This window comes from Xanthomonas campestris pv. asclepiadis (assembly GCF_020784175.1).
Classification (GTDB): Bacteria; Pseudomonadota; Gammaproteobacteria; order Xanthomonadales; family Xanthomonadaceae; genus Xanthomonas; species Xanthomonas campestris_D.
Genome location: NZ_JAJGQM010000037.1, coordinates 1 through 22,341, shown reverse-complemented (window position 1 = coordinate 22,341; position 22,341 = coordinate 1). Strand labels below are relative to the sequence as shown.

Here is a 22,341-nt window from a genome sequence, read left to right as displayed (position 1 = left end):
GATTACTCGGGTTTGGGGCGTTGCGTGGAGTTTTGGCGTTGCGAGGGGTCTTGCTGGGCCTGGGCAGCGGCGGCACGCGACTCGGCCATGCCCAGCGAACGCGCGGCGGCCTTCTGCTCGTCCTTCTGCGGCGCCGGCTGCGGCTCGCCTTCGGGGGTGAGCCAGCCGCCGGTGAAGCCGGCGCGTTCCAGACCGGCCCGGATGTAGGGGTTCTTCTTCATCACGGTCCAGACGAATTCGTTCTGGTAGTTGGCGATCATCGCCAGGATCGGGCCCTGATCGATGGCGATGTAGTCGCTGGCCACCCAGCCGCGGTCCGGCACCATGCGCCCGGTCTTGAGCGGGATGTCGTAGTTGAAGCTGGGATTGAACGAATCCAGAAAGCCGTAGCTCGAGTACAGGAAGTCGCCATAGCGCTTGTGCATCTCCTCGGTGGCCGGGATCACCACTTCCGGGGCGAACACGATCGAGGAGATCGCAGCCGACGGCACGATGGTGCCGTCGTCGAAATTCTCGCGCAGGCCGGCGCCGCGCGAGGAGTAATGGCGGAACTGGCGCTGCTCGCCGCGGTATTCCTGGCTGGTGTTCTGCGGGCCGTCGCCGGCAGTCAGACCCCAGACGTTCTCGCCGTAGTCCTTCCACTTCATCGGGTTGTCGATGGCGTAATCGCGCTGGGCCAGGGTGGCGCGGCGGCTGTTGAGGAAATAGTCGATGCCGCGTTCGCGCATGTACTGGTCCTGGATATCGCGGAAATCGATCCAGACATGGCTGTATTGGTGACCGAACAGCGGGCCGAAGGACAGGTATTCCTGGCCCTGGTAGACGCCCCAATCGTTGTTGTAGGTGCGGGTCCAGCTGGTCCAGGCATCCACATCCACGCCATGGGTCGGCGAGCCGAGCGCGAGGATGTACAGCATCATCGCCTCGTTGTAGCCCATCCAGTCGTGGTCGATGAAACCGCTCTCGGGGAACCAGCCCATCGAGATCAGCGGTGCGCGCTGCTGCAGCCAGCGCCAGTCCACGCGCTTGTACAGCGCATCGGCGATCTGGCGGATATCCTTCTCGCGCGGGTCGTCGCCGTCGTAATACGACTGGGTGAACAACACGCCCATCATCAGCAGCGCGGTATCCACGCTCGACAGCTCGACCCAGCTGTCGTAACGGTTGCCCTGCTGCATGTCCAGAAAGTGGTAGTAGAAGCCCTTGTACCCGGCCCTACCGGTCCGCTGCGGCCCCATTGGCGCATCGCGGAAGAATTTCAGTGTGGTCAAGGTGCGGTCGATCGCCTGATTGCGACTGACCCAGCCATTCTCGATCCCGATCGGATACGCGGTCAGCGCGAACCCCACCGAGGCGATGCTGGCGAACGGGCGCGACGGGAAGCGATCCGGCGACAGCCCATTGAGTTCGTTGGTGGTATCCCAGAAAAACTGGAAGGTGCGGCGCTCGATGTCCGAGAACAGCGGCGGCAGCGCCGGCTTGACCGGCTTGGGTGGCAGCTGCGCTTCCACCAGGATGACTTTCACCGGCGCCTTCTTTTCGGCCACCTTGGGCTCCTCTGCCTGTTTGCAGGACGCCATCACCAGCGCGCCCAGCAATAGTGGAATCGTCAACCAATACGAAGTCCTGCCCCTGTTCATCCGCCCCCCACTCGTGTAATCGATTACATCTCGCACGCCAACCTACCCTATCCAAGCGCCGAGTTCGACCGCCCCGGCAGCTGCCGGGGCGGTCGGGTACCTCACCAGTTCAGGCCGAAGGCCAGACGGAAGGTACGCATCGGCGACGCCAGCACACCGGTCGGGGTGCCGTAAGCCGTGTTCAAGTCTCCGAGTGTCCCGGTCTCGCCGTTAAAGTTGGCGTAGTTCACCCAATTGAACACGTTGAGGATATCCGCACGCACGTTGAATTTGACACCGCCGCCGGTATCCCATTCTTTATTTGCAGCGATGCTGAACTCCTTGTAGCCCAGCGTGCCGTCCGGCTTGAACTGGACGATGTAGCACTGGTCGTTGCCGGCCAGGCAATTCTGCCCATAACGCGCGGTCTGGCTGGCCAGCGACAGCTTGCCGGACAGTTTGATCTCATACGGCAGCTCGTAGATGCCGGTGACCACCAGGCGGTTCTTCGGAATGCCGCCGGCCTCACGCCAGCCATAGTCCTCGATGCGTTCGCGATCCAGTGCGTAGTGCTCGCCGAACTGGCGGTTCTCCTTGGCATCGGAATAGGTGTAGGCCACCGTCAGGCCCCAGCCGGATTCTTCGTCGAACGGCTTTTCAACCTGCAGGGCGAGCTGGTTGTTGCGGGTTTCCACCCCGTTGGTACCCAGCACGATGGCGCTGTAGCCATCCGGGCCGTCGGTCGGCGAGCCGGAGGTGGTGCCCGGCTGGAAGAACGACCCGTCCGGCAGGCGGTTGCCGCGCACGAACGCGAAGCCGTCATGGCTTTCGATGCGGCTCAGGGTTACGTCGGTGAACCAGTCCTGGCCCCACAGCGGCACCATGTTGCGCATGCCGATGCTGAATTGGTCCGAATACGGGGTCTTGATGTTGTTGTCGATCAGGTAGACCTCGCGCCCGCCGCCGCCGGTGCTGCTGGCTGTCAGCGTGTTCAGGCCCTCCTGGGTGTTGTAGGCCGGATTCCATGCGGTGCACGGGTCGCCCAGGCAGGCCGGATTGTTGGCGCTGGTGAAGTAGTAGCTGTAGGAATTGAACGAGTTGTTGAGCTGCTCGAGCGCCAGGTAGTCGAAGATGTTGCGGTCGTAGGCACGACCGGCACCACCGTAGATCACGTGGGCCTGATCGCCGAACAGGTCATAGGAGGCACCCAGGCGCGGCTGCCAGGCATTCTTGAACGCCTTGCGGTTGTTGCCGGTGCTGATGAAGTTGTTGATGTCGTAGTTGGCATTCTGCAGGTTGGTCCAGTTCTGCAAGGCGCCGGCGACGTCGGACGGGGTCACGAAGTCCAGGAACGCCGGGGTTTCTTCGTAGTCGTAGCGCACGCCCAGGTTCAGGGTCCAGTGCTCGTTGACCTCCCAGTCGTCCTGCAGATAGATGCCGTACTGCTTGTTCTTGGACACCACCGAGCCGCCACCTTCGACCAGCGGCGCACCGAAGCGCACCCGGTACGGCCTTTCCACATCGCTGAGGATGTTGTAGTAGTACTGCGGGTTGGCCGGATTGAACTGGGTGGAATCCAGATCGATGCTCTTGAACTTCACGCCCATCTTGACGGTGTGCGCGCCATGCCATTCCAGGCTGTTCAAGGTCAGGTCGTCCTGGAAGGTCCAGCCCTTCTGCCCCTTGCGCTGGAAGCTGCTGCCGGCGCCTGCGGCGAGCACATCGGTCTCGTTGCCGCGGTTGGGCGTGTAGCTGAGGATGTAGCCGTTGCCGTTGTTGATCGGCGCCTGGTTCCAGAACGCGCTCTCGTAGCTGAGGTTGGCCTCGTTGAGGAAGTTGGCGCCGCTGTACTGCCAACGCAGGTTGGCGCGCTTTTCTTCCTGGCCGTTGATGCTGCCATGCTCGAGGGTCGAGGTGCCGCCGACGTCGTTGAGCTCGTCTTCCTTGCGGTATTTGCCGCTCAGCTCGAACAGGCTGTTGTCGCCGATGGTCCAGTCGATCTTGGCGAAGTACAGGTCTTCCTTGAACGGCGTGCTGTAGGTGGCGACCAGCGGCTGCAACTGCGTGGGCAGCTGATCGACGCGGTCCGAATAGATCGAACCGGGGATCACCACGTTCGGGGTGGTGTATTCCTTGGCTTCATAGGCGACGAAGAAATGCGCCTTGTCCTTGAGGATCGGACCGCTGAAGGTGGCGCCGTACTGGGTTTCCTCGAAGTCGTCGCGTACGCCGGCGCGCTTTTCCAGCGGACTTTCTTCGCGCCAGCTGTCGTTGGTGGTGTCCCAGAAGAAGCTGCCGTGGAAATCGTTGGTACCGGACTTGGACGAGGCCACGATGGCCGCGCCGCTGACCTGGTCGAACTCGGCCTTGTAGTTGGAGGTGATGACCTTGTATTCGCCGATCGCCGACTGCGGGAACGGATTGCCGCGGCTGGAATCCTGACCGCTGACGCCGCCGGTGAGCACGTAGTTCTTCTGGCTCACGCCGTCGATATAGACGTTGGTGCCTTCGGCCGAGGTGGCGCCCGAACGGACCTTGGTGGTGCCGTTGGCATCGCGGGTGAACTGCACGTTCGGCACGGTGTCGGCCAGTTCCAGGAAGTTGCGCGTGGCACGCGGCAGGTTCTGGATCTGCACGTTGGAGATGTAGGTGGCGTTCTCGGAGGTACGGGTTTCCACCAGCACCGGCGGCGCCTTGACCTGCACCGCGTCCAGCGTGGTGGCGTTACCAGCTTCTGCCGTAGCCGGCTCGCCGCCGACGCCCAGATTCAGGGTCGCGGTCTGGCCGACCTGCACGGTGACGTTCTGCGAGGTGGTCTGGCCATTGGCGGTGACGTCCAGGCGGTACGAACCCGGCGGCAGGCCACCGAGCGAGTAGCCGCCGTTGCTGACCTGCACGGTGCGGGTCAGGCCGGTGGCAAGGTTGGTCGCGGTGACCTGGGCCTGGCTGGCAGGTGCCGAGTCAACGGTCACCTGACCGCGGATCGTCGCGGCAGCACTCTGCGCGAAGGCCGGGGCGGCGCCCAGCAGCAGGCAGCTGGCCAGGGCGCAGCTGAGCAGCTTGCGCGCCGGACTGGCGGAATGGGGGTGGTGGTGGCGCATTGGTCCCTCCAGGGATCGGTACAGATTGTTGTTGTGGCGTTGCGGCTTGCAGGAACGACCGCTGCGGTGGGCAGCGGGAGCGGACAGGACGTCCGCGAAAGGGTCAGGGACTGGAACCTCAGAGGCCGGGCTCGCCCGCGCCGCAGGAGGCGCGGATCACCAGCTCGGGCGTGAGCAGTTGGCGGATGCCGTCGTCGTGGCCGGGCTGGTCCACCAGCCGCATCAGCCGGGTCATCGCCTGCTCGCCCAGGCGTGCAATGCTGACCCGCATCGTGGTCAGCGCGGGATGGACGAAACGGGCCAGCGGAATATCGTCGAAGCCGGCCAATGCCACATCGCCGGGTACCGAGACATCGGCCTGGGCAAAGGCGTACAGGCAGCCCAACGCGGTCATGTCGTTGGCGGCGAACACTGCATCGGGCAGCGCGCCGTCAGCCAGCATCGCCTGCCCGGCGCGGTGGCCGGAGGCCTCGTCGAAGTCGCCAGGGAATTCGATGCCCTGCGCGGTGTCGCCATGTGCGGTGATCGCGTCGCGGAAGCCGCGCAGGCGTTCGCGCGCATCGAAGTTGAGCGCCGGCCCGCCGATGAAGGCGATACGCCGATGCCCGGCCGCCAGCAGGTGCGCGGTCATCGCCATCGCGCCGGCATGGTCGTCGATGCTCAGCACCGGATAAGCGTTGCCCGGCACATGCGCGTTGATCAGCACCGTGGGCAGCGCCTGCGGCAGGTTGTCGGTAAGGAACCCGGGCTGCTCGGCATACGGCGACAGCACCAGCAGACCATCCACCCGCCCGCGCATGGACTGCAATGCCCTGCCCTGCGCTTCCGGGTCGCCGTGGTAACTGGACACCAGCAGATGCTGGCCGGCAGCACGCGCTGCGCCGTCGATCCCGCGGATCAGTTCGGAAAAGAATTCGCCGTACAGATCCGGCAGTACCACGCCCAGGGTCTGGGTGCGCCGGCTGCTGAGGCTGCGCGCTGCCGCATGCGGGCTGTAGCGCAGCCGCGCGGCCACGTCCTGCACCAGCTGGCGCACCGGCCCGGCGACGTTGTCATGCCCATTGAGCGCACGCGACACCGTTGCAACGGAGACCTGTGCTTCCCGAGCGACATCTTTGATGGTGACCGCACCCTTGGCCATTCGTGTCGCCCTCCGCGACCGAGTTCCCAAAACTGGCGCGGACTGTAAGCGTTTTCATACGAGGGCGTAAACCCCTGTCTTCACGCCCGTGAAAACGCTTACAGATCAAGCATCTGCAGGTGATGAATACGTGAAGCACTGTGTTGCGACGCAACAAATACTGCCCATATGTCCACGGATGAAGGCCGACGGCGATCACGGTTGGGGCGGTCCGCTAAGCATGGAACGGTCGACCCCGTAGGAGCGCACCCGGGCGCGACGAGCATCACCGATAACCCCTGTCGCGCCCGGGTGCGCTCCTACGACGGCGGCTTGATCGATGTGGTTATCCCGCCTCGTCCGGCGCGAAGGCCTCGATCGACAGCGCGTGGATATCGGTCTGCATCATCTCGCCGACTGCGGCATAGACCGCACGGTGACGCGCCAGCGGCGGCTTGCCGGCGAAGGCGGCGCTGACCACGCGCACATTGAAATGCCCCCGCCCGTCGCGCGCACCGGCATGCCCGGCATGGCGATGGCTGTCGTCCACCACCTCCAGCTCGGTCGGCGCCAGGGCCGACTGCAGCGCGGCGCGGATCCGCTCGACCCGGCTCATGGCAGCACCCGGCGGAACGGGCGGACCTCGGTGCGCACATACACGCCCGCCTCCACATACGGATCGGCATCGGCCCAGGCGTGGGCGTCATCCAGCGCGTCGAATTCGGCGATGACCACGCTGCCGCTGAAACCGGCCGGGCCCGGATCTTCGGCATCGATCGCCGGGCACGGGCCGGCCACCAGCAAGCGACCTGCCGCCGCCAGCGCCTGCAAACGGGCCAGATGCGCCGGTCGCGCCTGCTGCCGCGCCGCCAGTGCGTCGGCCCGGTCATACCCTTCGATTACGTACCACATCCGCCACCTCGCCAAAAAACGTAAAGATCAGCCCTGGGATTCTAGCCGCCTCGGCGCTGGACACCGGCCCCGCGCACGCATTACCCTTGACACCACTGCACACGCAATCGGACGCAGCGGCCCGTCGGCCCAGGCCCCATGCCTCATTCGACGACCGATTCGCTGCCCACCGCCGACCCGCGTAGACGACCTCCTCGCTGTCCCGTCGCCGCATGCCACGCGGCGCACGTTGTATGTGGATTTGTAGGATCGTGCCGGCACGGGCACGACATTGATTGCAATAACTTCAAGGCAAAGCCCTGCAGGCGCGGTCCAGACCGCGGCCGGCGACCGTAAGACCCGATGTCGACCTGATGAATTCCGAACTCGCGCACGACGCGAATCCGCCAGCCACGAGCGCACCGCCACAGCAGCAGGAAATGCCGCTGGCGGTGGTGCATGGGCAACCGGTGCTGCAGATCCCGCAGGATCTGTATATTCCGCCGGACGCGCTGGAAGTCATCCTGGATGCCTTCGAGGGTCCGCTGGACCTGCTGCTGTATCTGATCCGCCGCCAGAACCTGGACATCCTGGATATCCCCGTCGCCGAGATCACCCGGCAATACGTGGACTACATCAACGTGATGCAGGAGCTGCGCTTCGAACTGGCGGCCGAATATCTGGTGATGGCCGCGATCCTGGCCGAGATCAAGTCGCGCATGCTGTTGCCCCGCCCGCCCAGCCAGGAAGGCGAAGAGAACGATCCGCGCGCCGAGCTGGTACGCCGGCTGCAGGAATACGAACGCTTCAAACAGGCCGCCGAGGATCTGGACACCCTGCCGCGCATGGGCCGCGACAGCGCGCCGGTGCAGGCGCATCTGCCCGAGCGCGCCGCGGTCAAGCTGCCGCCGCCGGTGGAATTGAAAGAAATGCTGATGGCGCTGTACGACGTGCTCAAGCGCGCCGAACTGTTCACCGGCCATGCGATCAAGCGCGAGGCGCTGAGTGTGCGCCAGCGCATGGGCGATGTGCTGAGCCGTCTGGACGATGGCAGGTTCTATCGCTTCGAATCGCTGTTCACGTCCGAAGAAGGCAAGCTCGGCGTGCTGGTCACCTTCCTGGCGCTGCTCGAACTGGCCAAGGAGCAATTGCTCGACATCGTGCAGGAGGCGCCGCTGGCGCCGATCTACGTGAAGTCGCTGGCGCTGGGCAATACCAATGCGCCGTTGCAATTCTCCAGCGAATTCGATGACAGCGATGCCGCCAACGAACCTATCTGAAGCCGATCACCGAATGGATCAAGCGTTGATCACCCGCATTATCGAAGCCGCCCTGCTGGCGAGCAGCCAGCCGCTGACGCTGGCGCAGCTGCAGGGACTGTTTCCCGAGGAAGAGCCGGCGCCGCCCGGCAGCGTCGAGCGCGCGCTGGAACTGCTGCGCGAGGGCTGCGCCGAGCGCGGCGTGGAACTGGTCGAGGTGGCCTCGGGCTTCCGCTACCAGGTCAAGGCCGAGGTGCATGGCTGGGTTGCCCGGCTGTGGACCGAGCGCCGCACCAAGTACACCCGCGCCACGCTGGAAACCCTGGCACTGATCGCCTACCGCCAGCCGATCACCCGCGGCGAGATCGAACAGGTACGCGGCGTGGCGGTCAGCAGCAACATCATCCAGGCGCTGGAAGAACGCGAGTGGATCCGCGTGGTGGGCCACCGCGATGTGCCCGGCAAGCCGGCCCTGTTCGGCACCACCAAGGGCTTTCTGGATTACTTCGGGCTCAAGCGATTGGACGAGCTGCCGCCATTGTCTGAGTTGAAGGACATCGCCGAGCTGGAACCGCAGCTGCCGCTGGACCGCGACGGGCAACTGGATGGCGCGGTCCCGGCGTCGGCAGCGATGGATGCGGAGCATGCTGAAGCAGGTCAGGAAGCGCACGCCGATGCGGAGATGGCGGATGCATACGGCGCCGGCGCCGATGCGGCGACTGCCGCTGCGGCTGGCCTGGAGTCGGAAGCGGATGTTGGCGCTGACGCCGACCCGAGCGAGGATGCGCCGGAACGCCGCGATGCGGATGTATTGCAGGCGCCGGACAGCACGACCGACGCAACCAGCGACACCGATGACGCAGCGCATGTGGATACCGATGTAGATGCCGAGATGGATGTCGATGTCGACGATCAGACCGCCAGCACCGCGACTGCAGTCGACGAAGAAAACGAACACCACGCCGCCGCGGTCGATGACCACGCCAGCGCCGATGAGTTGAGTAACGAAACACCGCAACACCCCGAGCATGCCTCGGCGCAGGACCCGAACCCGTTGGACCCAGATGACGCCCGTGAGGGCGACCCCGACACCGCGCCGGGAACGCGCGCGGAAGCAGTGAACGAAGACGAAGACAACGCCGTCGCGACGACGACCGTGGCTGTTGACGAAGCCGATTCCGACCCAGAGGCCGACCCGCAACGCGTCGGCCGGAGCCAGACACATGAGTGACACCCCCCGCAAGCTGTCGTTGAACAAGCTTTCCCTCAAGCGCGACAGCGCGCCCGAAGCGCCCAAGCTGGAAGAGCGCCTGCACAAGGTGCTGGCCCAGGCCGGCCTGGGGTCGCGCCGCGCGCTGGAACAGCGCATTGCCGATGGCCTGATCAAGGTCAATGGCGCCGTCGCGCAGACCGGCATGTCGGTGCGCAGCGGCGACAAGATCGAGCTCGATGGCCGCAGTTTCGTGGCCAGCGCGCTGACCGAGCCGGCACGCGTGCTGATCTACAACAAGCCCGAAGGCGAAGTGACCACGCGCGAAGATCCCGAAGGCCGCCCGACCGTGTTCGAGTCGCTGCCGGCATTGAAAGGCTCGCGCTGGATCGCGATCGGCCGCCTGGACATCAACACCACCGGCCTGCTGCTGCTGACCACCGACGGTGAGCTGGCCAACGCGATGATGCACCCCTCCTACGAGGTCGAGCGCGAATACGTGGTGCGCGTGCGTGCGCCGGAAGGCGAAGACAAGGTCTCCGACGCCATCATCGAGCGCCTGTCGCGCGGCGTGCTGCTGGAAGACGGCGGCGCCAAGTTCGATGAAATCGAACGCATCGGCGGCACCGACTCGCACGACTGGTTCCGCGTGGTGGTCAAGGAAGGCCGCAACCGCGAAGTGCGCCGGTTGTGGGAGTCGCAGGGCTGCCAGGTCAGTCGCCTCAAGCGCAGCCGCTACGGCAAGATCTCGCTGCCGCGCGAGCTGCTGCGTGGGCAGTCGATCGAAGTGGCGCAGGACAAGGTCGATGCCCTGCGCGCCGAACTCAAGCTGGAAGAAGGCGCGCCGTCGGCATTGACGCTGCAGCCGGTGATCGGCCAGCGCCGCGCCGCCAAGTCCACCGTGCACGTCTCGCGCGATGGTCGCAGCAATGCCTATGTCAACGGCCAGACCTCCGGCGCCGACGAAGGCCGTGAGCTGCGTCGCTTCGACAATCTGCGCGAGGATCGCGGCGGCCGTGGCCGTGGCAAGCCGGGCGGTTTCCGCGGCGGCCTCACCGTCAGCGGCGAAGCGGCGGCCAAGCAGTCGCAGCAGCGCCCGTTCAAGCAGCGCGCTCCCGGCAAGGGCGACCGTGCCCTGCCGGACGGCAACCCGGCTGCGTTCCGCAGCTGGTACGTGCCCGATGGCGTGAGTACCGGCCCCAGCGGTCACCGCAATGCCGGCCCGAGTGGCCCCGGCACCGGCCAGGCGCGCCCGTATGCGAAGAAGGGTCCGGGTGGCGCGCGTCCAGGCGGCGGCCCGGGCAATGCACGTCCCGGTGCAGGTGGCCCAGGGCGCGGCGGCGCCGGTGGCGGACAGGGCCAGTCGCAGGGCCAAGGCCAGGGTCAGCGCAAGCACCCGTACGGTCATCCGGGCAATGCACCGAGCTTCCCGTCCGACCACGCCAACCCGGGCTTCAGCCCGTATGGCGCGGCACGTCCGGCAGCCGGCCGCCCGAGCGGTGCACGTGCAGGCGGCCCCGGTGGCAACCGTGGTCCGGGCGGCAATCGCGGTCCCGGTGGTCCGGGCGGCGCGCCGCGTGGTCCCGGCGGCCCGGGTGGTCGTCCGCCGGGCGGCGGCGGTAATCGCGGTCGCTAAGCTGACAGGACGCACATGAAAAACGGCCCTGCAAAGGGCCGTTTTTCGTTGCTGCTCAGATCACGCAAGACGTCCAGGTCAAAGCGCGGCCAGGTCGGTTGTGATCTGCGCTCTGATGGATGAATACACGGCGTGCCCCGCGAGCGCTGAGGCACCGCGCGCTCGACCGACGATTACTTGCGGCGCTCGATCACGAAGTTGCCGACATTGACACCCAGATCCACGCCCTCGCCGGTTCCGGCCAGTGCCAGCGAAATGTCGCCCTTGGTGACCACCTGTGCGGTGCTGGACTTGACGATGCCGGCATGCGCTTCGGCCGCCGCATAGGTGCCGAACAGATCATTGAGGCTGTAGGCGCCAGAGAAGGTGCCGCGACCACCGACGATCTTGGACTTGCCGACGGTCAGGCCACCGCCCTTGCTGGAGATCTTGACCGGGATCACTGCACCGTTGTCGCAGGTGATGGTGCCGGTGCCGCTGGCGGTCTTGTAGAACACCGACCAGCCTTCCAGGTTGAACGACAGCTTGCAGTCGATGTTGCCTGCAGCCTGCGCCTGCGGTGCGAGTGCGGCAGCGCCCAGCAGCGCGAAAAGAGAAAGCGACTTGATCATGTGGGCATTCCGGTTGGTGAACGTGGCGCCGAGCCTAGCAGCGCCGGTGTGGCAGTCGCGACAAGGTGTGGGCACCGCGCAGGCGACCGTTCAGCGAATCATTATTCGCCGGCTGGCTGCCTGCGCCATAACCGTCTGCAACGGCGGCGTGGGATGATCGCCGCATGCCACGCATCGCCTACCGCCTGCTCTTCGCCGCCCTGCTGCTGCCTTCGCTCGCCCATTGCAACGAAGCGATCCCGACCCAGGGCTACACCGTCGTGCGCACCTATCCGCACGACACCGCCGCCTTTACCGAAGGCCTGTTCTATCTCGACGGACACCTGTACGAGAGCACCGGTGAACTGGGCCGGTCCAGCGTGCGCAAGGTCGAGCTGGAGACCGGCCGCGTCCTGCAGCAGGTCACGACACCGGCGCCTTTTTTCGGCGAAGGCATCGTGGCCTGGCACGACCGCCTGATCCAGCTGACCTGGCGCAACCAGCGCGGGTTTGTCTACGACTTGGCCACGCTGACACCACGCACGCAGTTCAGTTATTCCGGCGAGGGCTGGGCACTGACCCGCGACGACAGCAGCCTGTACATGAGCGATGGCACTGCCCGCATTCGACGGCTGGATCCGCAGACACTGCAACAGGTCGGCAGCATCAAGGTCACTGCCGGCGGCAAGGCGCTGGACAATCTCAACGAGCTGGAATGGGTGAAAGGCAAGCTGCTGGCGAACGTCTGGTTGACCACCCGCATTGCACGCATCGACCCGGCCAGCGGCAAGGTGATCGCCTGGATCGATTTGCAGGCGCTGGTACCGGACGCCGACACCCTGACCGACCCCGGCAACGATGTGCTCAACGGCATCGCCTACGACGCCGAGCACGATCGGCTATTCGTCACCGGCAAGCGTTGGCCGAAGATCTACGAGATCAAGCTGGGTGAGTAGACGGGATTTGGGATTGGGGATTGGGGATTCGCAATGGCAGCAAGCCGGCAGCTGCGCCCTGCCTGCTTGCACCAATCCCGAATCCCGAATCCCGAATCCCGAATCCCTAATCCCGAATCTCAAAGCCATCGGCATCCAGCATCGCCGGGAAGCGTGCGCGGTGTTCGGCCAGGGCGGCGGCGCTGAGGGTGGTGGTGACCACTTGCGGCTGCTCGCGGATTTCCACCTGCGGCTGACCAAGGAAATCGATCACGGCGCTGTCGCCGGCGTAGTGCAGCTGATTACCATCGACGCCGACGCGGTTGACCGCCGCCACGAAGCACAGGTTCTCGATCGCACGTGCGCGCAGCAGCGTCTTCCAGGCATAGGCGCGCGCGGACGGCCAGTTGGCAACGAACAATTGCAGATCGAAATCCAGCTGGCCCGGCCGCTCGACATCAAAGCGATTGCGGCAGAACACCGGAAAGCGCAGGTCATAGCAGACCTGCGGATTGATCCGCCAGCCCTTCCAATCCACCGTCAGGCGATCGCGCCCGGCCGCGTAACGCAGATGCTCGTTGCCGAAGCGGAACAGATGGCGCTTGTCGTAGGACTGCAGCGCCCCGTCCGGCGTGGCCCACAGCAGCCGGTTGAACACGCCTTCGGGCGCGCGCAATTGCACGCTACCGGTGACGGCCGCACCCAGCCGCGCGGCCTGCGCACGCACCCAGGCCACGGTTGGCCCGTCCATGTCCTCGGCCTTGTCGATGGCGTCGTTGGAGAACCCGCTGGTAAAGGTCTCCGGCAGGATCACCAGATCGGTCTGCCCAGCCAAGGGCTCCAGCAGCGCACCGTAATAGTCACGATTGCCGGCCGGGTCATGCCAGCGGGTGTCGCCTTGGACAAGCGAGATGCGGAGGTCGTGCATGCTGATGCTCGGGAATGGAGAATCGGAAATAGGGAATCGGACAGCAGTTTGGTGAGGGCGTTACGGCATCGGGCCAAGTGCAGATTCAGATCGAGAGCGACCAACCGCTCTTACGATTCCCGAATCCCCATTCCCTAATCCCGGCTCGTCAGAGCTGCTGCAAGCGCGCGATCGCCGCATCCAGGGTCGCGTCGTTCTTGGCGAAGCATAGCCGGGCCAGCCGTTGCCCTTGCGGCGCCGTCTGGTAGAACGGCGACAGCGGAATCGCGGCCACGCCCTTCTCCACCGTCAGCCACTTCACGAACTCGGTGTCAGGCAGGTCGCTGACCGCCGAATAGTCCACCAGTTGGAAATAGCCGCCGGGCACCGGCAATGGCTGCAGGCGCGTGGTCAGCAACTGTTCGCGGAAACGGTCGCGCTTGGCCTGATAGAACGCGCCGAGTTGCTCATCGTGTTCGGGTTCGTCGCGGATCATCGCGGCAAACGCGTGCTGGGCCGGGCCGAAGCTGGTGAAGGTGTTGTACTGATGCACCTTGCGGAACTCGGCGCTCAGTGCCGGGGGTGCGATCGCGTAGCCGATCTTCCAGCCGGTGCAGTGATAGGTCTTGCCAAAGCTGGAAATCACGAACGCACGCTCGCGCAATTCCGGCCAGCGCAGTACCGATTCGTGGCGGCGGCCGTCGAACACGATGTGTTCGTACACCTCGTCCGAGAGCAGGAAGATGTCGCTGCCGCGCAGCAGCTCGGTCAAGTGCTGCATGTCATCGGCAGACAGCATCGCGCCGGAGGGATTGTGCGGCGAGTTGATCATGAGCAGGCGCGTCTTCGGCGTGATCGCCGCGCGCAGCGCCGGCCAATCGATGGCGAAGGTCTGCGGGTCCAGCGCCACGTGCACCGCGCGCGCGCCAGCCAGGTCGATCGCCGGCTCGTAGCAGTCGTAGGCCGGGTCCAGCACGATGACCTCTTCGCCGGCGCGCACCACTGCGTGGATGGCGTTGAAGATCGCCTCGGTGGCGCCGCTGGTGACGGTGATCTCGCTGTCGGCATCGACCTGCGCGCCGTAGCAGCGCTGCGCCTTGCCGGCGATGGCCTGGCGCAGGACCGCCACGCCGGTCATCGGCGGGTACTGGTTGTGGCCAGCCGCCATGGCCTTGGTCAGTTCATCGACCAGCCGCGACGGCACTGCGAAATCGGGAAAACCCTGGCCCAGATTCACCGCGCCGTGTTCGGCCGCCAACTGCGACATGACGGTGAAGATGGTGGTGCCCACCTTGGGCAGCTTGGTCGTGAGGGGCATCGGGCCTGTCCGGGCAGCAAACGGGGGGACCGCGAGTGTACGCAAAGCCGCCAGGCGGTTGCGCCCGGGCGGTGCAAAACAGCGTTCCCGGACACATCACCCCGCCCGATGCGCCCCCGGCAGCGGGCCATCGTCGCTACAATGCGCGCCCTGCCTCACAGCGTGTCGTGCCAGCTGCCTCCCCGCGATGGCATGACACCCGCTCGCCCACCTTATGCCGTCCTGCGACGGGAGCCCGCTGCGCCGATGATCGAACCGCTGCACACTGCGCCACCGCTGCTGGCGGCACGCGCGCTGGCTTTCAGCCGCAACGAGGAGCCGGTGTTCGGCCCGCTGGATTTCCATGTCGATGCCGGCGAGGCGCTGCTGGTGCAAGGCGACAATGGCGCCGGCAAGACCACGCTGCTGCGGGTGCTGGCCGGGCTGCTGCATGTGGAGCGCGGGCAGATCCAGATCGACGGCAAGACCGCGCGGCGCGGCGACCGCAGCCGCTTCATGGCGTATCTGGGCCATTTGCCGGGGCTGAAGGCCGATCTCAGCACGCTGGAGAACCTGCACTTCCTGTGCGGCCTGCATGGCCGCCGCGCCAAACAGATGCCCGGCAGCGCGCTGGCCATCGTCGGCCTGGCCGGCTACGAGGATGCGCTGGTGCGGCAGCTGTCGGCCGGCCAGCGCAAGCGCCTGGCGCTGGCGCGGCTGTGGTTGTCGCCGGCCCCGCTGTGGCTGCTGGACGAGCCCTATGCCAACCTGGACCTGGACGGCATCACCCTGGTCAACCGGATGATCTCCGCGCACCTGCGCGGCGGCGGCGCGGCGCTGGTCACCACCCACGGCGCCTACGCGGCGCCGCCGGTGCGCACGCGCATGCTCACGCTGGAGACGGCGGCATGAGCCTGCATTCGCCACAACCGTCGCTGTGGCAGGCCGCGCGCGCGCTGCTCAGCCGCGACCTGCAGCTGCTGTGGCGCCGTCGCAGCGATGCCTTGCAGCCGGCGTTGTTCGCCCTGCTGATCGTGGTGTTGTTCGCGCTGGGCCTGGGCGGGCGCCCCGACCTGCTGGCACAGGCCGCGCCGGCGGTGCTGTGGCTGTCGGTGCTGCTGGCCGGCCTGCTGTCGCTGGATGCGCTGTTCCGCAGCGATGTGGAAGACGGCTCGATGGAGCAATGGCTGCTGGCGCCGGTGCCATTGGCGTGGCTGATCGCGGTGCGCGTGCTGCTGCACTGGGCCACCAGCGCGCTGCCGTTGATCGCGGTGACCCCGCTGCTGGGCGAATTGCTGCACCTGCCACATGACCAACTACCGGTGCTGCTGGCATCGTTGGCGCTGGGCACACCGCTTCTGAGTCTGCTTGGCGCCGTGGTCGCGGCGCTGACGGTGACGATGAAACGCTCTGGTATTCTCGTGGCGTTGCTGGCGTTGCCGTTGTACGTGCCGGTATTGGTGTTCGGTGCCGGCAGCGTGGCGGCCAGCGGCCAGGGCCAGGATGCGGTGGGTGCGTTGTTGTTGCTGGGCGCCGGTCTGGTGATCGGCGTGGTGTTGGCACCGCTGGCTGCGGCTGCCGCGATCCGGATTTCCTTGAGTTGAGCCGTGCGGTCGATGCGCTGTCGACAAGATGCTCCGCTCATTGCGCTGTTGCTGTTTCGAGAGCCAATGCCATTCCAAAGGCTGCTGCCATCGCATGAACGTCGTCGTCCGCTGGTTCCATCAACTCGCCTCGCCCCCGATCTTCGACCGTTTCACCGCGCGCTGGGCGCCGTGGTGCCACGCGCTGGCCGCGGTGTTGCTGGGCGCGGGCATCTGGCAGGCCTTGTTTGCGGTGCCGGCCGACTACCAGCAGGGCGACAGCTTTCGCATTCTGTATATCCATGTGCCGAGCGCGTGGATGAGCCTGTTCGTGTTCGGGTTGATGGCGGTATACGCGGCGATCGCGCTGATCTGGCGCATCAAGATCTGCGAAATCCTGGCGATGGCCTGCGCGCCGATCGGCGCCGCGTTCACCGTGATCACCCTGCTGACCGGCAGCATCTGGGGCAAGCCGATGTGGGGCGCCTGGTGGGACTGGGACCCGCGCCTGACCACCGAGCTGATCCTGCTGTTCCTGTATCTGGGCGTGATCGGCCTGTATCAGGCCATCGACGATCGCCGTCAGGCCGCACGCGCGGCCGCCTTGCTGGCGATCGTCGGCGTGGCGCTGCTGCCGGTGATCCGTTATTCGGTGGTGTGGTGGAACTCGCTGCATCAGGGCCAGAGCATTCGCCTGCTCGGTCCCTCCGCCATTGATGCGAGCATGCTGCTGCCGCTGTGGCTGATGGTGATCGGCACCAAGTTCTGGTTCGCCGGTTCGCTGCTGACGCGTGCGCGCGCCGACAACCTGCGCCGCGAGGCCGGCAAGGCCTGGATCGTGCGCGACGCGCCGGAGGGCGTGGCATGAGCTACCTGCCCTACGTCATCGCCGCCTACGCGGTGTTCGTGCTGGTGCTGCTGTGGGACCTGATCGCCGGCCGCTGGCAGGTGCGTCGCGCGTTGAAGATCGCGCAGGCGCGGCGCCTGCGCGAGCGCAAGCGTGCGGTGCCCACCGATGCGGAGCTGAGCCGGTGAACCCGCAACGGCGCCGCCGGATCTGGCTGGTGATTGCGCTGGTACTGGCCGGCGGCCTGGCGACCACGCTGGTGGCGATGGCACTGCAGCGCAACGTGGCCTATCTGTACACACCGTCGGAAGTGTTGCGTGGCGACGCCGGCGAGCATGCGCGCTTCCGGCTCGGCGGCATGGTGGAGAAAGGCTCGTTCCAACGCGCCTCCGGTTCGTTGGAAGCGCAGTTCCGCGTCACCGATGGCGATGCGCAGTTGCCGGTACGCTACGACCGCATCCTGCCGGACCTGTTTCGCGAGGGACAGGCGGTAGTGGCGACCGGTCGCATGCAACAAGGCGTGTTCGTGGCCGAAGAAATCCTGGCCAAGCACGACGAGACCTATATGCCGAAGGAAGTCGCCGACAAGATGGGCAACGCGCACCGCAAGCACGATGTGCCGGCGGCCGCGGACCAGGCTGGAGCGCTGCGTTGATGGGATCCGTCAGGACGTTGGCATTCCTGCAGGGCGATGGCTTGCGCGGTCGCTGTGTGGCTGACAACGTCGCCGTGCATGGGCTGGCTCTTGCAAACGCTGCATGGACGACGCCTCTGCATTGCGCTTGCATTCGTTGCACCACTGCATGCTCAACGACGCGCCGACCCGATGCTGCCTGAGCTCGGTACCTTCCTGCTGATCCTGGCGTTGCTGGTGGCCCTGCTGCAGGCCGCGTTGCCGCTGGCCGGTGCGCAGCGCGGACGCGGCAGCTGGATGGCAGTGGCGCGGCCAGCCGCGTTGGTGCAGCTGGGCCTGATCGCGGCGGCCTTCGCGCTGCTGACGCATGCTTTCCTGGTGCAGGATTTTTCGGTGCGCTATGTTGCCGAGAATTCCAACAGCCTGCTGCCGGTGATGTATCGCTACTCGGCGGTGTGGGGTGCGCACGAGGGTTCATTGCTGCTGTGGACGCTGGTGCTGGCGCTGTGGACCGGGGCGGTGGCGCTGTGGTCGCGGCAGCTGCCTGCGCAGGTGGTGGCGCGCGTGCTGGGGGTGATGGCGCTGGTCAGCATCGGCTTCCTGGCGTTCCTGCTGTTCACCTCCAATCCGTTCGCGCGCTTGTTGCCGGTGCCGCTGGAAGGCGCCGATCTGAATCCGCTGTTGCAGGATCCGGGGCTGATCATCCATCCGCCAATGTTGTACTGCGGCTATGTCGGCTTTGCGGTGCCATTCGCCTTTGCCATCGCCGCGTTGCTGGAAGGCCGCATGGATGCGCGCTGGCTGCGCTGGACCCGGCCATGGACCAATGTGGCCTGGGCGATGCTCACCGTCGGCATCGCGCTCGGCAGCTGGTGGGCGTATTACGAACTGGGCTGGGGTGGCTGGTGGTTCTGGGACCCGGTCGAAAACGCCAGTTTCATGCCGTGGCTGGTGGGCACCGCGTTGCTGCATTCGCAGGCAGTCACCGAAAAGCGCGGCAGCTTCGCCAGCTGGACCTTGCTGCTGGCGATTGCCGCGTTTTCGCTATCGCTGCTGGGCACCTTCCTGGTGCGCTCGGGCGTGCTGACCAGCGTGCATGCGTTTGCGGCCGATCCCTCGCGCGGCCTGTTCATCCTGGTGTTCCTGCTGGCGGTGGTGGGTGGCTCGCTGGTGCTGTACGCGATCCGCGCCCCCCGCTTGTCGCTGGTCGATGATCCGCGCCGCGCGTTTGCCGGCAGCTCGCGCGAAACCTTGTTGCTGTTGAACAACCTGTTGCTCACCTGCGCCTGCGCGATGGTGTTGCTGGGCACGCTGTATCCGTTGCTGGCCGACGCCTTGGGCCTGGGCAAGTTGTCGGTCGGCCCGCCCTACTTCGGCACCTTGTTCGTGGTGCTGATGGCGCCGTTGGTGGCGCTGTTGCCGTTTGGCCCGCTGACCCGCTGGCAGCGCGAGCAGGCCTCGCGCCCGTTGGCGATGCTCGCGCCCTGGGCCGGACTGGCGGTTGCCGCGGGCGTGCTGACCTGGTTCGCCGCGCCGCAGGGGCAGTGGAAGGCGGCGATCGGCGTGGCCGGCGCGGCCTGGGTGCTGTTGGGCACGCTGCGCTTCCTGTGGACACGGCGCGCCGCCAAGGGCCGTAAATTCACCGCCGAAATGCTGGGCATGGTGCTCGCGCATCTGGGCGTGGCGGTCTTCCTGGCCGGTGCGTTGCTGGTGGAATCGCTGAGCCTGCAGCGCGAGGTCGCGCTGGCGCCGGGGCAGCAGATGCAGATCGGCCGCTACGCGCTGCACTTCGATAATGTCGAAGAACTACGCGGGCCCAATTACGTTTCCGACCGTGCCAACCTGCAGGTGTTCGAGGATGATGCGCCGGTGGGCCTGCTGCATGCGGAAAAACGCCGCTACGCCAGCGGCGGGCAGACCTTGACCGAGGCGGCGATCCGTCCCGGCCCGTTCGGCGACCTGTATGTCGCGCTTGGCGAACCCCTGGGCAATCAGGCCTGGGCGGTCCGCGTCCACCTCAAACCGTTCGTCCGCTGGATCTGGCTGGGAGCGCTGCTGATGGCGCTCGGCGGCCTGGTCACCGCGGCCGACCGGCGTTTTCGTCGTTCTCCGGAGATCCAAGATGGTTGAGTCACGTTCACCCCGCCTGCCCACTGCGGTTCTGGTGGGTGCCATCGCGCTGCTGCTCGCACTGGCAGCGCTGCTGGTCTATGCGGTGGTGCGCTCCGGTCAGGACGATCGCGATGCCCTGCCCTCTGCGCTGATCGGCAAGCCCGCGCCGGAGTTCGCGCTGCCGCTGCTGCACGACCCCAGCATCGTGGTGCACGCGCGCGAACTACGCGGCGCACCGTACATCATCAACGTGTGGGGCAGCTGGTGCCCGGCCTGCCGCGAGGAGCATCCGGTATTGAGCCGCTTTGCGCTGACCAAGCGCGTGCGCGTGATCGGCTACAACTGGAAGGACGAGCAAGCCGATGCGCTGCGCTGGCTGGAACAACTGGGCAACCCGTACCTGCTGGTGGTTGCCGACAAGGATGGCCGCACCGCGATCGACTTCGGCATCGCCGCGGCACCGGAGACCTTTCTGGTCGACGGGCGCGGCGTGGTGCGCTGGAAGTACAGCGGCATGCTCACCCAGTCCGTCATCGACACGCAGCTGATTCCGGTGCTGAGCAAGATCGAGCGCTCGCCCAGTGCCGCACCGGACCTGCACGCCAAGCAATGATGCGCGCCTGGCTGCTGACGCTGCTGCTGTTGCCCTGGCTGGCCCTGGCCCAGCCGGTCGGCGACCCGGCACCGCTGCGCTATGCCTCGGCCGAGGAAGAGGCGCGCTTCCATGCCCTCACCGCCGAGCTGCGCTGCGTGCAGTGCCAGAACCAGTCGCTGGCCGATTCCAATGCGCAGATCGCCCAGGACCTGCGTCGCGAAGTGCTGGCGCTGATGCATGAAGGTCGCAGCGATGCGCAGATCCGCCAGTTCCTGGTTGCCCGGTATGGCGAGTTCGTGCTGTATCGCCCGCAGGTGGAATCGCGCACCTGGCTGCTGTGGTTCGGCCCGCTGCTGGTGTTGCTGCTGGGGGCCGGCGCGGTTGTCTTGCTGGTGCGCCGACGCAGCGCTGCCGCGCCCGCGTTGCCCGCCGATGAGCAGGAGTGGTGATGGTCGGCTTCGTCCTTGCGGTTGCCATTATCGCGCTGCTCGCCTTCGGCGTGGCGCTGCGCCCGCTGTGGCGCCAGACGCGCAGCCTGGCGGCCAGTGTGGCGCTGCTGTTGCTGGCCGCAAGCGCGGCGTTGTACTGGCTGGTCGGCACGCCGTCGGCGATCGAACAGGTGGCCGACCGCCCGGCCACGCCACGCACCCTGGACGAGGCCATCGTGCAACTGCGCAGCGCCCTGGCGCGTAACCCCGACCAGGCCGAAGGCTGGGTGTTGCTGGGGCGCTCGCTGTCCAGCCAACAGAAATTCGCCGAAGCGTGCGATGCGTTTGCGCGCGCGGTCGCGCTGCGTCCGGACGAGCCGGACGTACTGGTGGCTGGCGCGCAATCGCGCATGCTCGCCGACGACAGCGGGCGCCCGGATCCGCAGGCCATGCGTCTGCTGGAACATGCGCTGGCGGTGCAACCGGACCATCAACGCGCACGCTGGTTCCTGGGCGTGGTGCAGCGTCAGGCCGGCCAGCCGGCCAAGGCCAGCGAGACCTGGGAGCCGTTGCTGCGCGTGGTCGATGCCGCGACCCGCCCGGGCCTGCTCGAACAGATCAACGCCGCGCGCCAGGAAGCCAAGCTGGCGCCGATCCAGGCACCGGCTGCGCCTGCTGCCGATGCAACCAGCGGCAAACGCATCCAGGTGCGCGTGACGCTGGATGCGCAGTTCGCCAAACGCGCCGGGTTGCCGGGCGACACCAGCGTCTTCGTGATTGCGCGCGCCGCAGACACGCCGATGCCGGTGGCGGTGGAAAAACACGCGCTGAGCGAGCTGCCGTTGACCATCACCCTGGACGATGGCGACAGCCCGATGCCGACGCGCACGCTGTCGTCGCTGGACACCGTGCAGGTGCTTGCCAGGCTATCGCGCAGTGGCAATGCAATGCGCCAGGCCGATGATGTCGAGAGCGTGCCGGTGATGGTGGAACTGCCGGCCGCCGCGCCCGTGGAGTTGGTGATCGGCCGCTGATTGCTCGCCGCATGTCGATGCGACGCAATCAACGATGACACCGCACCGGAGTGCGTCGGTTGCGCTGTTGAAACCCACGCACACCGACCATCTGTGCTGGTCCTTGCCCGCCCACCGTCGCGGGACCTTACGCGGCATGGATGCCGCGTAAGAGCTTACAGGGACGTACTTGCGGCGTGTCCCGCGATGGTGGGCGGGCAAGGGCCTTGCAGCCAAGCCCCAGCGTCGAGGGCGCGGTGCCCTCACCGCTTGCGAGACACGCCGTGAACCCGTCCCTGGGGGCTCGGTGGCGGCATCCATGCCGCCACACGGTCCCGCAACCGGCAAGGGCACCGCACCAGACAATTGGTCGGCGCTCATCTGAAAAGCCGTCTGTCGTGCGGTATACATCAGACCTGGAACCGCTGCTTGGTGATTCAACGAGGCGCATCCAGCACTGCTCTTCCCATGCACACCGACCGTTTCAACTGGTCCTTGCCCGCTCACCGTCGCGGGACCTTACGCGGCATGGATGCCGCGTAAGAGCCTCCATGGACGGATTCA

At 66.3% G+C, this 22,341-nt stretch carries 21 protein-coding genes; 13 read left to right on the top strand and 8 right to left on the bottom strand.

Annotated features, from left to right (window positions below; all coding sequences use genetic code 11):
- Positions 1-2: 2 nt before the first annotated feature.
- From LL972_RS15720 to LL972_RS15700, 5 genes are all read right to left on the bottom strand, one after another.
- Positions 3-1,640: a glucoamylase family protein gene (locus LL972_RS15720; protein ID WP_228328388.1), complete on the bottom strand. Its 1,638-nt coding sequence runs from the start codon at positions 1,638-1,640 to the stop codon at positions 3-5.
- Between the two features lie 101 nt (positions 1,641-1,741).
- Positions 1,742-4,720, bottom strand: a complete 2,979-nt coding sequence (locus tag LL972_RS15715) for a TonB-dependent receptor (RefSeq protein ID WP_228328387.1) — start codon at positions 4,718-4,720, stop codon at positions 1,742-1,744.
- Between the two features lie 118 nt (positions 4,721-4,838).
- A complete protein-coding gene (locus LL972_RS15710) occupies positions 4,839-5,861 on the bottom strand; it encodes a LacI family DNA-binding transcriptional regulator (protein ID WP_228328386.1) in 1,023 nt (340 codons plus the stop codon).
- Positions 5,862-6,186: 325 nt separating this feature from the next.
- Entirely contained in the window at positions 6,187-6,456 is a 270-nt protein-coding gene (locus LL972_RS15705) for a BolA family protein (protein WP_228328385.1), read from the bottom strand.
- Complete coding sequence (locus tag LL972_RS15700; RefSeq protein WP_228328384.1) at positions 6,453-6,752, bottom strand: YciI family protein; 300 nt, start codon at positions 6,750-6,752, stop codon at positions 6,453-6,455. Before LL972_RS15700 ends, LL972_RS15705 begins: the two co-directional genes overlap by 4 nt.
- A gap of 353 nt (positions 6,753-7,105) precedes the next feature.
- Between LL972_RS15700 and LL972_RS15695 the strand changes: the two genes are divergently transcribed.
- Genes LL972_RS15695 through LL972_RS15685 form a run of 3 tightly spaced genes read left to right on the top strand, consistent with a single transcriptional unit; the run spans position 7,106 to position 10,836 of the window.
- On the top strand, positions 7,106-8,011 hold the full coding sequence (locus tag LL972_RS15695; RefSeq protein WP_166765251.1) for a segregation and condensation protein A: 906 nt from the start codon (positions 7,106-7,108) through the stop codon (positions 8,009-8,011).
- Positions 7,950-9,221, top strand: a complete 1,272-nt coding sequence (gene scpB, locus LL972_RS15690; protein ID WP_429002171.1) for an SMC-Scp complex subunit ScpB — start codon at positions 7,950-7,952, stop codon at positions 9,219-9,221. Before LL972_RS15695 ends, scpB begins: the two co-directional genes overlap by 62 nt.
- Complete coding sequence (locus LL972_RS15685) at positions 9,214-10,836, top strand: pseudouridine synthase (RefSeq protein WP_228328382.1); 1,623 nt, start codon at positions 9,214-9,216, stop codon at positions 10,834-10,836. The genes scpB and LL972_RS15685 overlap by 8 nt, the downstream gene beginning before the upstream one ends.
- A 173-nt stretch (positions 10,837-11,009) precedes the next feature.
- Here LL972_RS15685 and LL972_RS15680 read toward each other — a convergent pair whose 3' ends face one another.
- The gene (locus tag LL972_RS15680; RefSeq protein WP_228328381.1) at positions 11,010-11,447 is read right to left on the bottom strand and encodes a hypothetical protein; all 438 of its coding nucleotides are present in this window, start codon (positions 11,445-11,447) and stop codon (positions 11,010-11,012) included.
- Between the two features lie 164 nt (positions 11,448-11,611).
- On the opposite strand from LL972_RS15680, the gene LL972_RS15675 reads away from it, so the two are divergent.
- Positions 11,612-12,382, top strand: a complete 771-nt coding sequence (locus LL972_RS15675; protein ID WP_228328380.1) for a glutaminyl-peptide cyclotransferase — start codon at positions 11,612-11,614, stop codon at positions 12,380-12,382.
- 106 nt (positions 12,383-12,488) lie between these two features.
- On the opposite strand, the gene LL972_RS15670 is transcribed toward LL972_RS15675, so the two are convergent.
- Positions 12,489-13,289 (bottom strand): amidohydrolase, encoded by an 801-nt coding sequence (locus LL972_RS15670; RefSeq protein WP_228328379.1) that lies wholly within the window; start codon positions 13,287-13,289, stop codon positions 12,489-12,491.
- 148 nt (positions 13,290-13,437) lie between these two features.
- Complete coding sequence (locus LL972_RS15665) at positions 13,438-14,586, bottom strand: pyridoxal phosphate-dependent aminotransferase (protein WP_228328378.1); 1,149 nt, start codon at positions 14,584-14,586, stop codon at positions 13,438-13,440.
- A 246-nt stretch (positions 14,587-14,832) separates the two neighbouring features.
- On the opposite strand from LL972_RS15665, the gene ccmA reads away from it, so the two are divergent.
- The 9 genes from ccmA to LL972_RS15620 all read left to right on the top strand — a co-directional run bounded on the left by ccmA (position 14,833) and on the right by LL972_RS15620 (position 21,798).
- Complete coding sequence (gene ccmA, locus LL972_RS15660) at positions 14,833-15,477, top strand: heme ABC exporter ATP-binding protein CcmA (protein ID WP_104582508.1); 645 nt, start codon at positions 14,833-14,835, stop codon at positions 15,475-15,477.
- Complete coding sequence (ccmB, locus tag LL972_RS15655; RefSeq protein WP_006452115.1) at positions 15,474-16,169, top strand: heme exporter protein CcmB; 696 nt, start codon at positions 15,474-15,476, stop codon at positions 16,167-16,169. Before ccmA ends, ccmB begins: the two co-directional genes overlap by 4 nt.
- A 94-nt stretch (positions 16,170-16,263) precedes the next feature.
- On the top strand, positions 16,264-17,016 hold the full coding sequence (ccmC, locus tag LL972_RS15650) for a heme ABC transporter permease CcmC (RefSeq protein ID WP_228328377.1): 753 nt from the start codon (positions 16,264-16,266) through the stop codon (positions 17,014-17,016).
- Positions 17,013-17,183 carry a heme exporter protein CcmD gene (locus LL972_RS15645; protein WP_228328376.1) on the top strand — a complete coding sequence of 57 codons (171 nt, stop codon included), beginning with the start codon at positions 17,013-17,015 and terminating at the stop codon, positions 17,181-17,183. Before ccmC ends, LL972_RS15645 begins: the two co-directional genes overlap by 4 nt.
- Positions 17,180-17,650 carry a cytochrome c maturation protein CcmE gene (gene ccmE, locus LL972_RS15640; protein ID WP_228328375.1) on the top strand — a complete coding sequence of 157 codons (471 nt, stop codon included), beginning with the start codon at positions 17,180-17,182 and terminating at the stop codon, positions 17,648-17,650. The genes LL972_RS15645 and ccmE overlap by 4 nt, the downstream gene beginning before the upstream one ends.
- A gap of 171 nt (positions 17,651-17,821) precedes the next feature.
- The gene (locus LL972_RS15635) at positions 17,822-19,759 is read left to right on the top strand and encodes a heme lyase CcmF/NrfE family subunit (RefSeq protein WP_228328374.1); all 1,938 of its coding nucleotides are present in this window, start codon (positions 17,822-17,824) and stop codon (positions 19,757-19,759) included.
- Positions 19,752-20,354 carry a DsbE family thiol:disulfide interchange protein gene (locus LL972_RS15630; RefSeq protein ID WP_228328373.1) on the top strand — a complete coding sequence of 201 codons (603 nt, stop codon included), beginning with the start codon at positions 19,752-19,754 and terminating at the stop codon, positions 20,352-20,354. Before LL972_RS15635 ends, LL972_RS15630 begins: the two co-directional genes overlap by 8 nt.
- Entirely contained in the window at positions 20,351-20,785 is a 435-nt protein-coding gene (locus LL972_RS15625; RefSeq protein WP_228328372.1) for a cytochrome c-type biogenesis protein, read from the top strand. Before LL972_RS15630 ends, LL972_RS15625 begins: the two co-directional genes overlap by 4 nt.
- On the top strand, positions 20,785-21,798 hold the full coding sequence (locus tag LL972_RS15620) for a tetratricopeptide repeat protein (RefSeq protein ID WP_228328371.1): 1,014 nt from the start codon (positions 20,785-20,787) through the stop codon (positions 21,796-21,798). Before LL972_RS15625 ends, LL972_RS15620 begins: the two co-directional genes overlap by 1 nt.
- Positions 21,799-22,341: the final 543 nt, after the last annotated feature.